The following is a 13,434-nucleotide window of genomic DNA, read 5'->3' on the forward strand; positions in this document are numbered from 1 at the left end:
CGCCGCGCGAGTGGCTTCTCGCTCCCGAGGCAAGGCCTGGTCGCGGCATCCGCTCCTGGGTAGCGTGAACCGGGTGAGCCCCGCCCGCAAAGAGCTGATGATCGACGTCGACGGCGTCGAGGTGCGCGTCTCGAGCCCGGACAAGGTGGTCTTCCCAGACGCCGGGCTCACCAAGCTCGACGTCGTGAACTACTACCTGTCCGTCGCGCCGGGCGCGCTGCGGGGCGCGGCCGGCCGCCCGATGGTGCTCAAGCGCTTCGTGAAGGGCATCGATCAGGAGGCGTTCTTCCAGAAGCGGGTCCCCGAGAACCACCCCGACTACATCGACACCGCGACCCTGCACTACGCGAGAGGCACCTCGGCAGAGGAGGCGGTGATCCGGGATGCCGCTGGCCTGGCGTGGGTCGTGAACCTGGGCTGCCTCGACCTGAACCCCCACCCCGTTCGCGCCGAAGACCTCGATCATCCCGACGAGCTGCGTATCGACCTGGATCCGATGCCGGGCGTGGACTGGTCGCAGATCGTCGATGTGGCGTTCGTTGCGCGTGAGGTGCTCGATGACGTCGGGTTGGTCGGCTGGCCGAAGACCAGCGGGTCGCGCGGTCTGCACATTCTGGTGCGCATCGCGCCGGAGTGGGATTTCCGTGACGTGCGCCTGGCGGCGGAGACCCTCGCGCGCGAGGTTGAGAACCGGGCGCCCGGGCTGGCGACCGCCCGGTGGTGGAAAGAGGAGCGCGGCGAGAGCGTCTTCGTGGACTTCAATCAGAACGCGAAGGATCGCACCGTGGCATCGGCGTATTCGATCCGCCCGCTGCCCGATGCACGCGTCTCGACACCGCTGGACTGGGACGAGGTGCGCGAGCGCCGGCCCGAGGAGTTCACCGCGCTCACCGTGCCTGCGCGGTTCGCCGAACTCGGGGATCCGCACGCCGGCATCGACGACGCCGTCGGCACGCTGGACGGCCTGCTGGCACTGGCGAAGGAGCTCGGACCAGCCGAGAAGCCGCCGCGCGGGTCGGACGGATCGGGCAGGCGCGCCTCGACGATGCCGCTCATCGAGATCGCCCGGACCAAGACCAAGCCCGAGGCGACCGAACTGCTCGAGCAGTGGCGATCCGCGAATCCGGAGGTGGCTGCGCAGCTGCATCCGGCCGATGTCCTCATCGACGGGATGCGCGGGTCGAGCTCGCTCTGGTACCGCGTCCGGATCAACCTGCAGCACGTCCCTGAGGCGTCCAGGCCGGAGCAGGGCGAGCTGCTGGCCGACTACGACCCGTGGGCGGGCAAGTCCTGGCCCGGGGGGCCGTCCGAGCGCTGAGTCGTCAGCGCTCGGACGAGCACCCGGTCCGCCAGGCCGTAGGCGACCGCCTCGTCAGCGGTGAACACGCGATCGCGGTCGGTGTCGGCGCGCAGCTTCGCGGCATCCTGCCCCGTGTGCGTCGCGAGCACCTCCTCGACCTCGCCGCGCACGCGCACCAGCTCATCGGCCTGCAGGATGAGGTCCGGGATCGTGCCTCTCCCCTGGCCCGCCGGCTGGTGCAGCACGACCCGGGCGTGCGGCAGCACCGCGCGCTTGCCGGGCGCGCCGGCGGCGAGCATCACCGCACCGACGCCGATCGCCTGGCCCACGCACGTCGTGGCGATGTCCGGGCGGATGTGCTGCATCGTGTCGTAGATCGCGAGCATCGCTGACGGATCGCCGCCCTCGCAGTTGATGTAGAGCTGGATGTCGCGGTCGTGGCTGTCGGCATCCAGGTGCAGCAGCTGTGCGATCAGGGCATTGGCGACCCCGGCGTCGATGCCGGTGCCGAGGTAGACGACGCGCTCGGCGAGCAGGTGCGAGTAGACGTCCATGATGCGATCCCCGCGCGGATGCTGCGACACGACGTTCGGGATCGTGTAGCCGCTCATGCCGCCACCCCCGCACGGTCCCCAGCGGGCTGGCCGAGTCCGAGCCCGGCCGGCCGCCGTCGCCGCGGCACCACCTGCGCGAAGTCGGTGACGATCCCGTCGATGAAGCCGTATGCCTGCGCCTCGGCCGCGGTGTACCAGCGGTCGTGCAGCGAATCTTCGAAGATGCGCTCCACGGGTTGGCCCGTATCGGAAGCGATCAGTCCGAGCACCGTATCGCGCATGTGCCGCAGGTCGCCGGCCTGCACCTCGACTTCGACGGTCGAGCCGCCGATGCCGGAGGAACCCTGATGCATCAGGATCCGCGCATGCGGGAGCGCCCGGCGCTTCCCCTTCGTCCCCGCGGACAGCAGGAACTGCCCTGCGCTGCACGCGAGCCCCAGCGCGAGGGTCGCGACGTCGTTCGGGATCAGCCGCATGACGTCGCGGATCGCGAGCATCGAGGGCACCGAGCCGCCGGGTGAATGGATCCACAGGGCGATGTCGGATGCCTCGTCCTCGGCGGCCAGCGCGAGCAGCTGCGTCGCGATCATCGTGCCGTTGTCGTCGTCGAGCGGTCCGTCGAGCACGAGGACGCGCTGGTGGAGCAGTTCGCGCCGTGCCTCGGCTCCGAACTGCGGGATCTTTCCGTCTTCAGCCATGCGAACAGCCTGCACAGCCGGCATCCGTCCTGTCCCGCTGCTCTGCCGCCGGCCGATCCGCTGTCAGCCGCGCGGCTCTCCGCTCCCCGCTCAGCGCAGGTTCAGCGCCTGCACCTCGCCGCCGCCGGGCAGGACCGACCCCGTGCTGATGTACGCGGTCTTGCCGGAGATCGCCACGCCGTACGGGGCGAACAGGCCGGCCAGCACCGCGGGGTGCTCGCTGGCGCCCGGCACGATCTGGCGCAGCGAGCCGATCGGCGGGCCGTCGCTCAGGAAGCTGCTGTCGCTGAACTGCACGGCGTACAGCGTCTGCCCCTGCCATGCGAGGCTCGTCACGTTGCTCAGGCCGGACGCGTAGACCGTCGGCGCCTGACCGGGAACGACCCGCCAGATGCGCGATTCGCCCAGCGGGAAGGGGAAGCCGACGAGCTGCGACACGTAGTACGCGCCGTCCGGTCCGGTCACCACATTCGTCGGGACCGCCTCGGCCGGGATCGGGTCGCCGCCCCACGGCGGGACACCCGAAGCCGGCGGCAGCACGGCGATCGTGGCGTCGGGCAGGTTGCCACCGAGCGTGAGGATGGCGTTGGCCCCGGCATCCGCTACGGCCCACCGCTTGCTGTTCACATCAGTGAAGCCGCTCGGGTTGGAGTCGACCTGCGCGCCGTCGGGGTTGTTGGCCTCTTCGTATGCCGTCACATCGACGGCGACGCTCAGGGGCTGACCGATGCGCCCGGTGAGGATCGTGCCCATCGTGGCGCCGTCCGGCCCGAGTTGAGCACGCTTGTCGAGGTTGCCGCCGAGGCCCATCAGGACCGCGATGGTGTTGCCCCGCACGCTCACCGCAGCCGGTCCGGTCGCGCCGGAACCGTCCGGGCCGGCCAGCGAGGGAAGGCCGGTGACGACGCGGGTCTGGGATCCGCGACGGATCTCGGTGACGGCGCCGGTGGCGCCGAGGCATTCGGTCGCGGTCGGATCCTCGGGGTTCGGCACGCACGGCCCGTCGCCGCCGGTTCCCGCCTCGGCCACGTAGACGGTTCCTCCGGCGCCGATGGAGACCTGGCGTGGATTGTCCAGTCCGCTGGCGACGGTCCACGGCTGCTGCCCGTCAGCGGAGGCGGCGGATGCGCCTGCCGAGACGAGGACGATCGCCGCCGCTGCGGCGGTGACCAGTGTCACGATCCGGCGCGGACTCCTGCGTGTGTTCGGTGTACCCATGGTGAAACCCCAGACATCTCGTCGTTGAAATGTGTTCCGCCCCCGCGAACAGTGTCGTGGACAGGCAAATCGTACGCAAGAGGGATCGTGACGAGGCAGCGAACGCGGGCGCGACACCCTCAGCGAGGCGGGGTGCGCCGTGACGGCCGGCCGAGCACGTCGTCGACGGCCTGCGCGAGCGCGGCCATCGTGGCATCGGGATGCACCGCGCGCGCGGCGGCCACCGCCTCGGCGGTCAGGCGCGCCCGCAGTTCGATGTCGGTCAGGAGGTGCACGAGCGCAGCGGCCAGGGCGTCGATGTTCCCGTCGGGCACGAGGATGCCTCCGCCCTCCGCGAGCATGTCGGCCGGTCCGTAGCGCACGTCGTACGCGACCACGGGGCAGCCGTGCACAAGGGCCTCGGCCAACGAGAGCCCCTGCCCTTCGAAGGCGGAGGTGGACAGGAAGACGGATGCCTCGTCCAGCACCCCGCCGGGATTCCCGGTGAGCCCGCGCAGGGCGACGTGCGCCTCGAGTCCTCGCTCGTCGATGAGCGCATGAAGCGCTTCGCGCTCCGGCCCGTCGCCGTAGATGTCCAGGGTCGCGTCGGGAACGGACGCAAGCACCCTCTGGAGCGCGCGGACGGCATGATCGATGCGCTTGCCGGGCGCGAGGCGGTTGAGCATCACGATGCGGTGCGGGGCGCGGGCGGCGAGCGGGGCGACGGATGCCACGGGCGCGACCGCACTCGGGACGACGACGTGCACGTCCGATGCGCCGAACCGCTCCTGCACGTCCGACCGCTGCGCGGCCGTCGGCCAGAGCACCGCGTCGAATCGCTCCGCGAGCGTGAACCAGCGCGACCACAGCGCGTTGACCGTCGCATCGGGGGTGAATGGCGGTTCGAGATGAATCGTGTGGATCGTGTGGACGAGGCGCACATCGGGGTCGTCCCACCCGGCCAGCAGCTCGCCGAGCTGACGCGACTCGCAGATCACGACGACCGGGCGTGCCGCAGCATCCGCTTCGGTCGAACCCGCACCGGACCTGCTCCGCAGTTGCGCGACGACGTGCTCCAGCCACGCCCGGTACAGCGCCCCGAACCCGCCGACGACACCGATGACGCGGCCGTGCTCGTCGTGGACCGCGACGGGCGCCGTGGTGACGTGCCAGTCCGGATCGCCGGCGATGACCGGGAGTGAGACGACCGGGCGGTCCGCGGCATCCGCGATCACCCGGTATTCCAGCGCAGGATCGGGCGCACCGGCTTCGGCCGCGGCCCGGAGCCATGCCGCTGCCCCGCCCCGCGAGTCGGCGGCCTCGTCGAAGAGGTTTCGCATGCGCGCGGGATCCACCACCAGGTCGCGACCGGCGAACGCCGCGCGGTGCCGCGCGTGATCGGTCGGGATGCCGGGGTCCAGTGTCAGCAGCAGTGGACCCGCACCGTCGTGCACGCCGGCGGCAGCCATCTGCCTCGCGCGGGCGAGGGTGGCCAGCGTGAAGCCGCCATCGTGATCGGGGATGAGGCGACTCGAGACGATCACGTACTCGGCATCGGGGAACTCCCCCTCGCTCACGTGCCGGCCACCGGTTGGATGCGCAAGACGGGGAAGTCGGGGGCGATCTCGCGCAGGCGCTCCTCGGAGGACGAGGCATCCACGTCCTCGAAGAACCGCCCCACCTCCCACGCCCATGCCTTGAGGTAGGCGCGCAGGATCGGCGGCTTCTCGTCATCGCCGATCTCGATGGCGCTGATCTCCTCGGTGCGGCGGCCGGTGGTCAGCCGCCCCCGACCGGAGACGCGGATGTTGCGGACCCACTGGGTATGCCCGCGCGGCGAGACCAGATAGCGCACGCCATCGAAGCGCAACGGGTTCACCGGCGTCGAGCGCCACTCGCCGCTCTTGCGACCCTGGACCGACAGCACGCGGCTGCCCGCCAGCGGCAGGCCGATGCGGGTCAGCCAGCCGACCACGCCGTTGAAGACCCCGTCGATTCCAGACGGTCGCACGTATCTCACCCCCTCATCCTGCCCGACCGGATGCCGCGGCGACAGGAAACCCGCCCGTCACGCGCCCGGTGTAGCCTGACGCCGGAATCGACCGGTTCACCGACGAGGGGGCGCAGACGCGTGTGCACGAGTTTTCAGCTGAAGGCCGTTGACGGAAGCGTGTGCGTCGCGCGCACGATGGAGTTCCCCGACATGCTCGGCGCGAAGCTCACCGTCATGCCCCGCGGCCTGAACCTGCACTCCTCCGCACCGGACGGCACCGGCCTCGCGTGGACGACGCAGTACGGCGTCGTCGGGATGGACGCCGTGGGCGCCGCGCAGCTGCTCACCGACGGCCAGAACGAGCAGGGGCTGTACGCCGGCGCGCTCTACATGCCGGGGTTCGCGTCGTACGAACAGCCCGATGCCGATGCCTCGCGCAACCTGGAGGTGCTCGATGCGGTCGTCTACGCCCTGACGACCTGCGCGACGGTCGCAGAGGTGTTCGCCGCATTCTCCGAGATCACGGTGTGGGGAGCATCCAACCCGGTCCTGAACGGCGTCCCGCCGCTGCACCTCGTGCTGCACGATGCGACCGGTGCGTCCGGGGTGATCGAGTTCGAGGACGGCGCGCAGCAGCACCGCGGGAATCCGCTGGGCGTCGCGACGAACGCGCCCTACCTCGACTGGCACTACGACAACGTGCGCAACTGGATGCCGCGGCTGAGCGCCGCCAACCCTGCACCGGTCACGATCAACGGCGTCGAGTTCGCGCCGCTGTCACAGGGCCAGGGGTTCGTCGGCCTTCCCGGCGACTCGGGCAGCACGGGGCGTTTCCTGCGCGCGACCGCCTACGTGATGACGCTGCAGGCTCCCGCCGACGCTCCGGCGCTGGAGAGCCTGAGCCTGCACGCCCTGAACAACTTCGACATCCCGATCGGGATGATGAGCGGTGTGGGCGGCACCGGCCTCGAGCAGGACGACCAGACGAAGTGGTCGAGCATCGCGAGCCTGAGCGCGGGCCGCTACATCGTGCGCACGCAGGCGAATCCCACGCCCGTGGCGATCGATCTCGCCGCGACGGATTTCACCGGCGGCGCGCCGCGTCAGGTCGACCTGGCTGCGGGCGAGTTCCAGCTGATCACCGTGTGACGCGGGCTCTGCTGCGACGCGAGTGCACGGCTTCGCGCCGAGTGCACGGCCTGCGCACCGCGGCGATGCCGTGCACTCGCAGCGAAGGCGTGCACTCGGCGCTGAGCGCTACTCCCACTCGATGGTCCCCGGAGGCTTCGAGGTGACATCGAGCACCACGCGGTTCACCTCGCGCACCTCGTTGGTGATCCGGTTGGAGATGCGCGCCAGCACGTCGTAGGGCAGGCGCGTCCAGTCGGCGGTCATCGCGTCCTCTGAGGACACCGGGCGCAGGACGATCGGATGCCCGTAGGTCCGGCCGTCCCCCTGCACGCCGACCGAGCGCACGTCGGCCAGCAGCACCACGGGGCACTGCCAGATCTCCTGGTCCAGCCCGGCGCGCGTCAGCTCCTCGCGGGCGATGGCGTCGGCATCCTGCAGAATCTCGAGGCGGTCAGCGGTGACCTCACCCACGATCCGGATGCCGAGGCCGGGGCCCGGAAACGGCTGACGGCCCACGATCACCTCGGGAAGCCCCAGTTCGCGGCCGATCGCGCGCACCTCGTCCTTGAAGAGGGTGCGCAGCGGCTCGACGAGCTCGAACTGCAGGTCTTCGGGCAGGCCGCCGACGTTGTGGTGCGACTTGATGTTCGCGGTGCCGGTGCCGCCGCCCGACTCGACCACGTCGGGGTAGAGCGTGCCCTGTACGAGGAACCGGATCGGCTCGCCGTCGGCGGCCGCCTCGGCCACCAGCGCCTTCTCGGCGGCCTCGAAGGACCGGATGAACTCGCGGCCGATGATCTTGCGCTTCTGCTCGGGGTCGCTGACTCCGGCCAGTGCGTTCAGGAACTGCTCGCGGGCGTCGATGGTGACCAGGCGCACGCCCGTCGATGCGACGTAGTCGTTCTCGACCTGCTCGCGCTCGTTCTTGCGCAGCAGACCGTGATCCACGAAGATGCACACCAGCTGGTCGCCGACCGCCTCGTGCACGATCGCCGCGGCGACCGCGGAGTCCACCCCGCCGGACAGGCCGCAGATCACGCGACCGCTGCCGACCTGCTCGCGGATGCGCGCGACCTGCTCGGCGATGACGTTCCCGCTGTTCCAGTCCGCCGGCAGCCCAGCTGCCTTATGCAGGAAGTTCTCGATGACCCGCTGGCCGTGGTCGGAGTGCTTGACCTCCGGATGCCACTGCACGCCGTACATCCGCCGCTCGTCGCTTCCGAACGCGGCGACCGGGGTGGCCGACGTCGATGCCAGCACGTCGAATCCCTCAGGAGCCCGTGAGACCTGGTCGCCGTGGCTCATCCACACGTTCTGGTCGATCGGCTGACCGCCGAGCAGCACGCCGCCGTCGCCGGTGACCGCAGCATCCGTCGCCCCGTACTCGCGCAGGCCGGTGTTCGCGACCTCGCCGCCGAGGGCCTGGGCCATCACCTGGAAGCCGTAGCAGATGCCCAGCGTCGGCACGCCGAGGTCGAAGACCCCGCCGTCCAGCGCCGGCGCGCCTTCCTCGTACACCGAGGACGGACCGCCGGACAGGATGATGCCGACCGGGTTCTTCGCGGCGATCTCGGCGGCCGAGGCGGTGTGCGGCACGATCTCGCTGTAGACGCCGGCTTCGCGCACGCGACGGGCGATCAGCTGGGCGTACTGCGCTCCGAAGTCGACGACCAGGACGGGGCGCTGATCGGTCTCGGTCTGTGCGGTCAACGGGTGCCTTCCGGAGCGGGCTGGACGGGGGCGGTGGAGGGGACGGATGCCGCGCCGGCGGCACCCTCGGCCGCCTCACGCTCCGCGAGGTAGCGCTTCACGTCGCGGGCGACGATGGCCTCCATGATGAAGGAGACGAACGGGATGACGCCGCCGGAGGCGAGCATCACCAGGCGCAGGAAGTTCCAGCGCATCAGGCTCCACACCCGGAAGCAGCTGAACAGGTACACGACGTAGAACCAGCCGTGCACGATCAGGATGCCCAGCGACAGGTTGATCCCGTCGCCGGTGGAGACCAGTCCCTCCGCGCCCTCGACGACGGGCGCGAACCAGAGGAACCCGCCGGATCCGCCGAGGAACAGCTCGACGTGCAGCGGCGTGTACTTCAGGACCATCTCCGCGCACAGCAGCAGCAGGCCGACGCCGGTGATCACCGAGCAGATCTGGTAGAACCGCAGGGCTCCGCGGATCGCCGGGAACGAGGCGAGTTTCGGGGCTCGGGGCATGGCCCCAGTTTACCCGCGCGATCCGGCGCGCCGGTTGCGCGGTGACGGGCTCAGGATGCCTGGCCAGCGGCATCCTCCAGGTCTTCCACTTCCTTCTCCCAGGCGTCACGAGCCAGCCGGTACCAGAGGTAGAACGCGAAGCCGGCGAAGACGGCCCACTCGATCGCGTAGAAGATGTTGAGCCAGTTGACGCCGGACCCCTCGTCGGGGGCCGGCGATGCGATGTCGGTGAGCGGTCCCTGTGCGACCTCGGAGGCCAGGTACGGGCGATACACGTTCAGCCCTTCGACATCGTGCCAGCGCGACAGCAGGGCAGCGGGCGACATGCGGGTCAGCGTCTCGGGGTCGGCGCCCTTCGGCGGAAGGACGGGGCCTTCGTCGGAGATCAGGCGACCGGTGATGGCCAGCGCGGCATCGGTGTCGGCGGTCGATGCGGTCTCGTTGAGCTGCCCGGCCGCCTCGATCGCCTCCTGCTCCGTGCCCGCCCAGCCGATCGCGACCGCGATCGATGCGGGCGCGCCGTCGGCGTCGCCACCCGCGATGCGCAGCTGTCCGGTGACCCAGTACCCCGCGGCGCCGTCGTTGAAGCGAGACGAGACGATGACGAAGTCGTCCGGGACCCAGGTCCCGGTGACCGTGACGCGTTGTCCGACCAGGGGCTCGGAGAGGTACTCGCCGGGAGCGGCGACCTCGGCCAGGGGCAGGACCTCCTCGGTCGCGCCCGGCGGCGTCGGGTCGGTGTCGATCGCGCGGCCGAGCTGCCACTGCCCCAGCCACGCGAAGACACCCGCGACGACGAGGCAGAGCGCGAGCATCGCGATCCACCGGCCTCGCAGCATGACTTCGCGGAGGGTCGGCGGGAACACCTCGACGGGCGCGTCTGCCCCGGTCCCAGCACCCGCCGAAGGGTCGGGGAACGTCATCCCGCGCTGTACGGAGCGACCACCACGTCGACCCGCTGGAATTCCTTGAGGTCGGAGTATCCCGTGGTCGCCATCGACTTGCGGAGCGCCCCGATGAGGTTCGCCGTGCCGTCGGCGACCGGAGCCGGGCCGTACAGCACCGACTCGAGGGTGGTCACCTGGTCGACTGCCACGCGGCGACCGCGCGGAAGCTTGGGGTGATGCGACTCAGGACCCCAGTGGAACCCGCGGCCCGGCGCGTCCGTGGCGCGAGCCAGGGCGACGCCGAGCATCACAGCATCCGCCCCCATCGCCAACGCCTTGACGATGTCACCGGACGTGCCCACGCCACCGTCGGCGATCACGTGCACGTAGCGTCCGCCCGACTCGTCGAGGTAGTCGCGGCGGGCCCCGGCGACATCCGAGACGGCCGTGGCCATCGGCGCGTGGATGCCGAGGGTGGCGCGCGTGGTCGACGCGGCTCCCCCGCCGAAGCCCACGAGCACGCCGGCGGCGCCGGTGCGCATCAGGTGCAGCGCCGCGGTGTAGGTCGACGCGCCGCCCACCACGACCGGGACGTCGAGGTCGTAGATGAACTTCTTGAGGTTCAGCGGCTGGTCGACGCTCGAGACGTGCTCTGCCGAGACGGTCGTTCCGCGGATGACGAACAGATCCACCCCCGCGGCGACCACGGTCTCGTAGAGCTCCTGCGTGCGCTGCGGGGTGAGGGAGCCGGCGACGGTGACGCCGCCTTCGCGGATCTGCGCGAGGCGGTCGCGCACGAGCTCGGGCTTGATCGGCTCGGCGTACAGCTCCTGCATGCGCTGGGTCGCCCGGCCGTCGTCGAGCGATGCGATCTCGACCAGCAGCGGCTCGGGGTCGTCGTAGCGCGTCCACAGGCCTTCGAGGTCGAGGACGCCGAGGCCGCCGAGCTGGCCGAGCATGATCGCCGTCGTCGGGCTGACGACCGAGTCCATCGGCGCCCCCAGCACCGGGATCGCGAACTGGAACGCGTCGATGGACCAGGCCGTCGACACATCCTCGGGATTGCGCGTGCGGCGCGACGGGACGACGGCGATGTCGTCGAACGTGTACGCGCGACGAGCGCGCTTGGCGCGGCCGATCTCGATCTCCATGCTCACGGACCAAGCCTATCGCGGGGCCGCTTCAGCGACGCGGACGGGGACTGCTCCCCTGTCGCCGACCGCCCCTGGTGCGCAGCGCGAAGGGCGGTTCGCGACGGCGGAGCAGTCCCGGGAGCGCTACCAGGCCTCGTCGACGCGCGGCGCTTCGTCGAGCACGTACTGGACGCTCACCGGGAAGCACTCGTTGAACAGCTCGGTCATCCCGGCGTCCTTGCCGTACTCGTCGGTCAGGCGCAGGCCGATCATCGTGTTGATGAGCATCCCCGCGGCGAGGAACTTCTGCGCCTCCTCCGCCGAGAAGCCGGCCTCGTCGCGCAGGTAGTGCCACACCTGCGCGAATCCGCCCCGCGCGACCGGCCCGATGACCGGGTGGGCGCCGAGCAGGAACGCGTGCGACAGGATCTGATGGAGTCCCCGCACCCGCAGCAGGCCGAGGTAGGCGGCGCCCATCGCCTCGCCGCGATCGTGCAGGTCCGTGTCGTCGGGCACCGTCCGGAAGGCCGTGAGCAGCTGCTTCAGCGCATCGTCGAGCGCCGCGAGGAAGAGGTTCTCCTTCGTCCCGAAGAGGCGGACGACGTAGGGCTGGGAAACGGATGCCGCGCGCGCGACGTCGTCCGTGGTCGTGCCGACATAGCCCTTGGCGCCGAAGACCGCGATCGCGGCCTCGACGATCTGCTCCCGTCGCTCGTCGGAGCTCATCCGCCTGGTCGGGTCGGGGGCGGTTCCAGCCTCGTCGATCTTCTGCGCGCTCACAGTTGACATGTTATCAGTCGATTACTACAGTTGCTCGAGTCGCAGTAATCATCCGATTACAACCACGTTCGAGAGGCGCTCCTCATGACCGACACCCTTCAGCTCGCACCCCCGCGACGCCGCGCCTTCGGGCTGGTCGTGGCCGCAGCATCCGTCCCGATGTTCATGGCGACGCTCGACAACCTCGTGATGACCAACGCGCTCCCGGTGCTGCACGAGCGGCTGGGGGCGACGGTCGAGGAGCTCCAATGGTTCGTGAACGCCTACACGCTCGCGTTCGCCAGCATGATCCTGGTGGCCTCCGCCCTCGGCGACCGGTTCGGGCGCCGCACGGTGTTCCTGATCGGGATCACGATCTTCGGCGTCGGCTCCGTGCTGGCGGCCCTCAGCACCGACCCGGCGCAATTGATCGCCGCTCGTGCTTTACAGGGCTTCGGCGGCGCCGGAGTGCTGCCGCTCTCGCTCGCGTTGATCTCCGGCGGAGTCGCTCCGCAACGCCGGCCGCTGGCCATCGGCATCTGGGGCGGCATCTCGGGGCTCGGCGTCGCGGTCGGCCCGCTCGTCGGCGGCGCCGTCATGGAGGGCTGGAACTGGCAGGCGATCTTCTGGATCAACGTGCCGGTCGCCCTCATCGCGATCCCGCTCGCGTACTTCGTGCTGCGCAACGACTTCGGCTCACGCTCGCGGATCGACGTCTTCGGGGCGCTGCTGGCCGGACTCGGCGTGCTCGCCCTGGTGCACGCGATCGTGCGGGGCAACGACGACGGGTGGGACTCGCTCGGAGTGATCGCGGAGATCGTCGGCGCTGTCGTGCTGCTGGTCGGCTTCGTCCTGTGGCAGGTGCGCGCGACGTCGCCGCTCGTGCCGCTGCGGCTCTTCTCGGACCGATCGTTCTCGGTCACCAACGTCGTCGGCTTCGCGTTCAGCTTCGGCACGTTCGGGGCGGTGTTCATCCTGATCCAGTACATGCAGGTCGTCCAGGGCTCGTCGCCGCTGGAAGCAGCTGTGCAGACCACCCCCTGGACCCTGGCGCCGATGATCGTCGCGCCGCTCGCGGGCATCTTCGCGCCGCGCGTGGGCACCCGCGTGCTGATGGTGACGGGGCTCGGGCTGCAGGCCATCGCGCTGGGCTGGCTGGCGCTGTTGCTGTCGACCGACCTGGACTACGCGCAGCTCGTGATCCCGTTCGTGATGGCGGGGGTCGGCATGGGCCTGGTCTTCGCTCCCTCGGCGACGGCGCTGCTGGCGACCCTGGGGCTGGTCGACCACGCGAAGGCGTCGGGCGTGAACTCCACAGTGCGCGAGATCGGCATCGCCCTGGGGACGGCCGTGATGACGGCGGTGTTCGTGAGCGCCGGGGGCGAACTGCGTCCGGACCTGTATGTGGATGCCGCCCGCCCCGCCGTCCTGGTCGGTGCCGCCGTGCTGGTGGTCGGGATGATCGCGGCGTTCTGGCTCCCGTCGGGTCGTTCGGGGCGTTTCGCCCCCGCTGAGCCCGCCGCCGCAGCATCCTCCCCCGAACTCACCCTCTCTTCGCCGAGCTGA

The 13,434-nt window shown here is 70.5% G+C and carries 13 protein-coding genes; 3 read left to right on the forward strand and 10 right to left on the reverse strand.

All coding sequences use genetic code 11. The features are described 5' to 3' along the window. Positions 1-97 precede the first annotated feature (97 nt). Positions 98-1,318, forward strand: a complete 1,221-nt coding sequence (gene ligD, locus BLT19_RS16710; protein WP_407939836.1) for a non-homologous end-joining DNA ligase — start codon at positions 98-100, stop codon at positions 1,316-1,318. Here ligD and BLT19_RS16715 read toward each other — a convergent pair. From BLT19_RS16715 to BLT19_RS16735, 5 genes are all read right to left on the reverse strand, one after another. Beyond that, positions 1,267-1,911, reverse strand: coding sequence for a ClpP family protease (locus BLT19_RS16715; protein WP_091492658.1), 645 nt, complete (start codon positions 1,909-1,911; stop codon positions 1,267-1,269). The genes ligD and BLT19_RS16715 overlap by 52 nt on opposite strands. Continuing rightward, on the reverse strand, positions 1,908-2,552 hold the full coding sequence (locus tag BLT19_RS16720) for a ClpP family protease (protein ID WP_091492661.1): 645 nt from the start codon (positions 2,550-2,552) through the stop codon (positions 1,908-1,910). The genes BLT19_RS16715 and BLT19_RS16720 overlap by 4 nt, the downstream gene beginning before the upstream one ends. A gap of 90 nt (positions 2,553-2,642) precedes the next feature. Next, complete coding sequence (locus BLT19_RS16725) at positions 2,643-3,770, reverse strand: ScyD/ScyE family protein (RefSeq protein ID WP_157681889.1); 1,128 nt, start codon at positions 3,768-3,770, stop codon at positions 2,643-2,645. Positions 3,771-3,889: 119 nt separating this feature from the next. Beyond that, on the reverse strand, positions 3,890-5,326 hold the full coding sequence (locus tag BLT19_RS16730) for a glycosyltransferase (RefSeq protein ID WP_091492666.1): 1,437 nt from the start codon (positions 5,324-5,326) through the stop codon (positions 3,890-3,892). Continuing rightward, positions 5,323-5,769 (reverse strand): nitroreductase family deazaflavin-dependent oxidoreductase, encoded by a 447-nt coding sequence (locus BLT19_RS16735; RefSeq protein ID WP_091492669.1) that lies wholly within the window; start codon positions 5,767-5,769, stop codon positions 5,323-5,325. The genes BLT19_RS16730 and BLT19_RS16735 overlap by 4 nt, the downstream gene beginning before the upstream one ends. 21 nt (positions 5,770-5,790) lie before the next feature. Between BLT19_RS16735 and BLT19_RS16740 the strand changes: the two genes are divergently transcribed. Then, entirely contained in the window at positions 5,791-6,891 is a 1,101-nt protein-coding gene (locus tag BLT19_RS16740; protein ID WP_091492671.1) for a linear amide C-N hydrolase, read from the forward strand. 108 nt (positions 6,892-6,999) lie between these two features. On the opposite strand, the gene guaA is transcribed toward BLT19_RS16740, so the two are convergent. The 5 genes from guaA to BLT19_RS16765 form a co-directional block, all read right to left on the reverse strand. Beyond that, positions 7,000-8,583, reverse strand: a complete 1,584-nt coding sequence (guaA, locus tag BLT19_RS16745; RefSeq protein WP_091492675.1) for a glutamine-hydrolyzing GMP synthase — start codon at positions 8,581-8,583, stop codon at positions 7,000-7,002. Continuing rightward, entirely contained in the window at positions 8,580-9,089 is a 510-nt protein-coding gene (locus BLT19_RS16750; protein ID WP_091492678.1) for a DUF3817 domain-containing protein, read from the reverse strand. The genes guaA and BLT19_RS16750 overlap by 4 nt, the downstream gene beginning before the upstream one ends. 50 nt (positions 9,090-9,139) lie before the next feature. Next, positions 9,140-9,928 (reverse strand): SURF1 family protein, encoded by a 789-nt coding sequence (locus tag BLT19_RS16755; RefSeq protein ID WP_091494323.1) that lies wholly within the window; start codon positions 9,926-9,928, stop codon positions 9,140-9,142. Between the two features lie 80 nt (positions 9,929-10,008). Continuing rightward, positions 10,009-11,127, reverse strand: a complete 1,119-nt coding sequence (locus BLT19_RS16760; RefSeq protein ID WP_091492681.1) for a GuaB3 family IMP dehydrogenase-related protein — start codon at positions 11,125-11,127, stop codon at positions 10,009-10,011. A 126-nt stretch (positions 11,128-11,253) separates the two neighbouring features. Continuing rightward, positions 11,254-11,889 (reverse strand): TetR/AcrR family transcriptional regulator, encoded by a 636-nt coding sequence (locus BLT19_RS16765; RefSeq protein WP_172825660.1) that lies wholly within the window; start codon positions 11,887-11,889, stop codon positions 11,254-11,256. An 84-nt stretch (positions 11,890-11,973) separates the two neighbouring features. Between BLT19_RS16765 and BLT19_RS16770 the strand changes: the two genes are divergently transcribed. Continuing rightward, positions 11,974-13,434 (forward strand): MFS transporter, encoded by a 1,461-nt coding sequence (locus BLT19_RS16770; RefSeq protein WP_091492685.1) that lies wholly within the window; start codon positions 11,974-11,976, stop codon positions 13,432-13,434.

Source organism: Microbacterium pygmaeum, assembly GCF_900100885.1.
GTDB lineage: Bacteria > Actinomycetota > Actinomycetes > Actinomycetales > Microbacteriaceae > Microbacterium > Microbacterium pygmaeum.

Bases quoted from the DNA above. Each gene is read 5' to 3' on its own strand.
- ligD (WP_407939836.1), top strand. From the start codon at position 98: ATGATCGACGTCGACGGCGTCGAGGTGCGCGTCTCGAGCCCGGACAAG.
- BLT19_RS16715 (WP_091492658.1), bottom strand. From the start codon at position 1,911: ATGAGCGGCTACACGATCCCGAACGTCGTGTCGCAGCATCCGCGCGGG.
- BLT19_RS16720 (WP_091492661.1), bottom strand. From the start codon at position 2,552: ATGGCTGAAGACGGAAAGATCCCGCAGTTCGGAGCCGAGGCACGGCGC.
- BLT19_RS16725 (WP_157681889.1), bottom strand. From the start codon at position 3,770: ATGGGTACACCGAACACACGCAGGAGTCCGCGCCGGATCGTGACACTG.
- BLT19_RS16740 (WP_091492671.1), top strand. From the start codon at position 5,791: ATGCCGCGGCGACAGGAAACCCGCCCGTCACGCGCCCGGTGTAGCCTG.
- BLT19_RS16750 (WP_091492678.1), bottom strand. From the start codon at position 9,089: ATGCCCCGAGCCCCGAAACTCGCCTCGTTCCCGGCGATCCGCGGAGCC.
- BLT19_RS16755 (WP_091494323.1), bottom strand. From the start codon at position 9,928: ATGCTGCGAGGCCGGTGGATCGCGATGCTCGCGCTCTGCCTCGTCGTC.
- BLT19_RS16760 (WP_091492681.1), bottom strand. From the start codon at position 11,127: ATGGAGATCGAGATCGGCCGCGCCAAGCGCGCTCGTCGCGCGTACACG.
- BLT19_RS16770 (WP_091492685.1), top strand. From the start codon at position 11,974: ATGACCGACACCCTTCAGCTCGCACCCCCGCGACGCCGCGCCTTCGGG.